The following is a 4599-nucleotide window of genomic DNA, read 5'->3' as shown; positions in this document are numbered from 1 at the left end:
CTCTTTCTCCCCCCTCCCCACGGCCCAAAGGGCTGTGGGGAGGGGGATGAGGCGGACCCTCCACCCAGTTGTGCAACTGTAAGTCCTACTCCATTCGAATGCGGGGATCCAACAGCGGATAGATGAAGTCCGTGATCAGATTGGCCAGCACGATGGCCACCGTGGTGAGGATCAGCAATCCCCGCATCATACCGTAATCCCGGTGATCGAGGGCGAACTTGAAGAACCATCCGATCCCGGGGTAGTGAAAGACCGTTTCGATGAGGACAGAGCCCCCGAACATCCCGCCGAAGGCCAGCGCCAGGCCAGTGATCAGGGGGAGAACGGCATTGCGGCCGACATAATGGGTCAGGATGCGTCGCTCCTTCAGGCCCCGGGCCCGGGCGAAAGCGATGAAATCCTCCCCCAGGACGGAGATCGCGCTCCCCTTCATGGCCAGGGCCCAGGCCCCAATGTTCTCCAGCGTGTAGGCCAGGATCGGTAATGCAGCGTGGTGGAACACGCTGAGGATAAAGGGTAGGTTGAACCCCGGGGTCAAGCTGCTGTCATAGGCTCCCTTCGAGGGGAACCATTTCAAGTTAAGGGCGAAGACAATCAACAGCAGGAGTGCCGTCAGGTAATCCGGCGTGGCGTCAGTCAAGGAGGCGTAGCTGGTGATCAGGGGGTCCAGCCAGGTGCGTCGACGGACCGCGATCACCAGCCCCAGCAGGACCCCGATCCCAAAGCTCAGGAGGAGGGCGATCGAGAGAACGAAGACCGTCCAGGGCAGGGCCTGGAAGAGGATCTGGTTCACGGAGATGCGATAAAAATACGAAAAGCCCAGATTCCCGCGCAGGAGCTCCTGCAGCCATTCGAGGTAGCGGTCCAGGAGAGGGCGGGTCGGGTCATAGCCCACCATGCTACGGACCTGGGCATAAGCCACTTCGATGGGGACGCCGCGGGTCTGGGCGATCTCCTGAGCCATCAGGTAAAAGATATCCCCCGGCGCCTGTTCGACCACTACAAAGGTGAGGGTGGCGACCAACCAGATGGTCAACGCTGCCAGAAGCACCCGTCGAACCCATTGCATGCGAGCTTCGCTCCCCTTCTATCGTCTCCAGGATGGAGAGCGCGCCACCCGAGCTCGCCATCCCGAGGAGTTTCCGGGGGTCGAGCGCCGCAAGCGCCCGACCCCCTTCTTCTCATGTTCGTGCGTGATCCAACTTCCCGGACGCCTCTTCGGAGAACGGCATAACTGCTGTATCCCTGGTTATCGTGCGGCTATTGGGCTCCCTTCAGGATGCCCTCGATGAGCAGGTGGGCATAGAACCGCTCGATCGCCCCCGGAGCCACTGTCCACAGGGGATCGTTCTCCGCCGGCCACCCGGTCACCCGGATGCCGTCCGCGTGGAAGATCATCAGCCGCTTCTCCAGCAGGCTGAGGACCGGGAGGTTCTCGTTGGTGATCCAGGCCAGCTGGCGAACAATGGCCTTCTGGCGCTCCAGGTTCGGTTCCTTCAGCAGATTGTCCAGCGCCTGGGCGATGTCCACGTCCTCCCCCTGCGGCCCCTTGACGATCTTCATGAGATCCTTCGCCCCGGTGAACTCCGAGGCCTCCCACAGGTAGAGTCGGCCATAGCCCGTATGGGGATGGGCCGTGCCCCACCAGGCGCTGCCGAACTGGATGGCCATATCGAACTGGCCGCCCCGCAGGGTGGTCGGATACACCCCGGGTTCAACGGCCCGAGCCCGAACCTGGAAGCCCTGGTTATTCAGCTGGGTGGCGATGGCCTCCGCGGCCAGCACCCAGTCGGTGGCTCCGGCTTGGGCCAGGATCTCGAACTCGGGGGTCCGCCCGGTGGGATCCCGCCATTTGCCATCGGGCCCCTTGGTCCAGCCCAGTTCTTTGAGCAGCGCCTCCGCCTTCGCCGGATCCGGATTGTAAGCGGTAAGAGTGGCCAGGAAGTCCTTCCCTAACCACTGTTCCTCAAAGGACTTGAGAACGCCATGGGAATAAGGAGCGGAAGTGAGCCCGGCGAAGTAAGCCACCTCCCGAACTTTGTCCCGGTCGATGAGATAGGCGATGGCCTTGCGGAAGCGAACGTCATTGAAGGGCGCCTTGCGGAGGTTGAACAGCAGGGCGAACTCGGAGAGGTCCGTGACCAGGTGCAGCCGGGTCTGGGGCTGGCGTTGCAGGATCTGATCCGCGACATCCTTGGGGGCCGCCGCGTGGCTGGCATCCAGCTCCCCGGCCAGGTGGAACGCCCACATCACCTCGTTGGAGGTCCAGCGCAGGAAGCGGATGCGATCGATGCCGATCTTCTGGGCAGCGTAGTGGTAGGGGTTCTTGGTCAGGAGCATCTCCGAGGCGCTGACGCTCTCCACCTGGAAGGGGCCGACGGAGATAGGCTTCGCGGGCTTGAAGTTGGAAACCTCCTGACGGATTTTGTTCAGCGCCTCCTCGGCCTCCGGCCCGGTCTGGCCCAGCCATTTGGCAGCTTCCTCGGCGAACTTCCCATAGGCAGCCATATTGACCAGGATCGGGGCGCTGCTGATAAGGGCCTTGGGGTTCGCGAGGGGCTGCTTCCATACGATGACCGCCGTCCGGTCATCAGGTGTCTCCACCCGATCGATCTCGCCGGGCCAGTTCCACATCAACCTCATGAGGACGAAGGAGGCCCACACATCCTTGCTGGTGAAGGGGGTTCCATCCGACCAGCCGGTTTGGCGTAATCGGAAGGTGATGCGGTCGGGGGCTTCTTGGAAGGATTCGGCCAGGCTGGGGATCGCCTCGCCGGTGGCGGGGACGTAGATCAGGAGAGGCTGGAAGACGAACCACCAGGCCCCGCCGACCCCGCCGGAGGCGAAGGGGTTGCCGTGATAGGCGGGCGGGACTTCCCAACCGGTGCCCAGCACGAATTCCTTGGGGCGCGGGGCGGGAGTGGGGGTGACGACTTTTTCGACCACGATCGGGGTAGGGGAGGCAGCTGGCCCAGGGGCAGGAGTGGGGGTGGGGGCGCAGGCGCTCAGCGCCAGTGCCAGCGCCGCGAGGGCGAAAACACACCACCTTGTCATACCGGATCCTCGGGACATGATGAACCTCCTCTCCTCAGGATGGAGTGAGAGGGCTCCCGCACGACTGACGGACGATCAGCTGGGTTTCGATCCGGATATGGAGGGCGGGTTGCTCTGGGTTTTGGATGAGGTCCAGCAGCCGTGCGACAGCCAGAACCGCCATTTTGGACCGGAAGACCCGCATGGTGGTGAGGGGGGGATCGGTGTGTACCGCGAGAGGGTCATCGTCGAAGCCGACCACGGCGATGTCCTCGGGGATCCGCAATCCCCGCGCTCGGATCGCCCGCATCGCGCTGGCCGCTGTGGGATCGTTGGCTGCGACTACCGCCGTAGGCCGGGCTCGGTCCAGCAGGCTGTTCATCGCCACGAATCCTCCTTCAAAGCCCCGCTCTCCCTCCGCCACCAGCTCGGGATCAAAAGGCAGGCCGTGGGCTTCCAGGGCCTGCCGATATCCTTCAAACCGTTCCTGAAAACTCAGATTGTCCAGCGTCTCCGCGATAAAGGCGACCCGCCGGTGGCCGAGGCGGATCAAGTGGGCGGTTGCCTGAAAGGCTCCGTTGACGTTGTCGGTGAAGACGCTGTCGATCCCCAGGAGATGGTTGTCCAGCAACACCAGGGGGATGCGACGCTCTTTCAGGGAACGGATCAGCACGGGGGGGAGGTCGCAGCCTGCCAGGATCAGGCCATCGACGCGGTTCTCTTTGATCAAAGGAGGCAGGGTTTCGTCTTCCACAGTGGCGAAATGGAGGTGATAGCGATGGCGCCGCAACTCTCGCTCCACGGCGGTCAGGATCTCGCCGTAGAAGGTATGGGGGGAGAGGGATTGGAGGGCGTGGATCAGGAAGCCGATGTTTTCGGTGCGGCGTAGCACCAAGCTGCGGGCGGCCATGTCCGGGGCGTATCCCAATTCCTCGGCGATCCGCAGGATCTGTTCCCGCGTCGCCTCATCCATTGGCCCGCGCCCGTTCAACGCCCGGGAAACCGTGGCCACGGAAACCCCTGCACGTTCTGCAATCGCTTTCAAAGTTATTTTTTTCATCACAAAAATTTATGTAAAAAATAGTAGTTTACATGCTCAATATCGAAAATATATTGACTTTCATGACTGATAATCTGCTAAAAATCTCCTCAATGCCTTGAGTGTTGGTGAGAAATCGTTTACGCTAATATTTTACTCGGGTTCAAGGAAATTGTCAAGAGGAGGTTAAAGCTGCTTGAAAATCCTTCGAACTGGGATGTGGGGACGTGGGGTCTTTTCACGGTGTCGCAGGACACGGTGCGCCGAAGAACCCAAGCGAGGGTCTGATCGAAACGCGCGGAGCTGGACCTGGAGTGCTGGGGATGGAGCGATCTCGGAATGCCTCGTCACAGAGGAGGGCTGGCCAGTATTAAAATAAAGGCGAACGCTTGATCGATCCCATCCGGCGAGGTTCACTATGGGTCGGAAGATCCGGGTGCTGATCGCGAAGCCAGGGCTGGATGGCCACGATCGGGGCGCAAAGGTGATCGCCCGCGCCCTGCGGGATGCAGGGTTTGAGGTGATCT

At 61.7% G+C, this 4599-nt stretch carries 4 protein-coding genes; 1 reads left to right on the top strand and 3 read right to left on the bottom strand.

Going from position 1 to position 4599, the window contains the following annotated elements; all coding sequences use genetic code 11:
- Positions 1-85 precede the first annotated feature (85 nt).
- The 3 genes from NZM16_RS05660 to NZM16_RS05650 all read right to left on the bottom strand — a co-directional run bounded on the left by NZM16_RS05660 (position 86) and on the right by NZM16_RS05650 (position 4093).
- Positions 86-1069: an ABC transporter permease gene (locus tag NZM16_RS05660; protein ID WP_295449042.1), complete on the bottom strand. Its 984-nt coding sequence runs from the start codon at positions 1067-1069 to the stop codon at positions 86-88.
- 191 nt (positions 1070-1260) lie between these two features.
- Positions 1261-3054 (bottom strand): ABC transporter substrate-binding protein, encoded by a 1794-nt coding sequence (locus tag NZM16_RS05655; RefSeq protein ID WP_295449039.1) that lies wholly within the window; start codon positions 3052-3054, stop codon positions 1261-1263.
- A gap of 34 nt (positions 3055-3088) precedes the next feature.
- Positions 3089-4093, bottom strand: a complete 1005-nt coding sequence (locus tag NZM16_RS05650) for a LacI family DNA-binding transcriptional regulator (protein WP_295449036.1) — start codon at positions 4091-4093, stop codon at positions 3089-3091.
- 397 nt (positions 4094-4490) lie between these two features.
- Here NZM16_RS05650 and NZM16_RS14000 point away from each other — a divergent pair.
- On the top strand, positions 4491-4599 hold a 109-nt coding region (locus NZM16_RS14000), incomplete at its 3' end, for a cobalamin B12-binding domain-containing protein (RefSeq protein ID WP_367281010.1).

It is taken from the genome of Thermoflexus sp., assembly GCF_025055495.1.
Taxonomy (GTDB): Bacteria; Chloroflexota; Anaerolineae; order Thermoflexales; family Thermoflexaceae; genus Thermoflexus.
The sequence above is the reverse complement of the archived record's forward strand: the minus strand, read 5'-3'. Positions and strand labels throughout refer to the sequence as shown.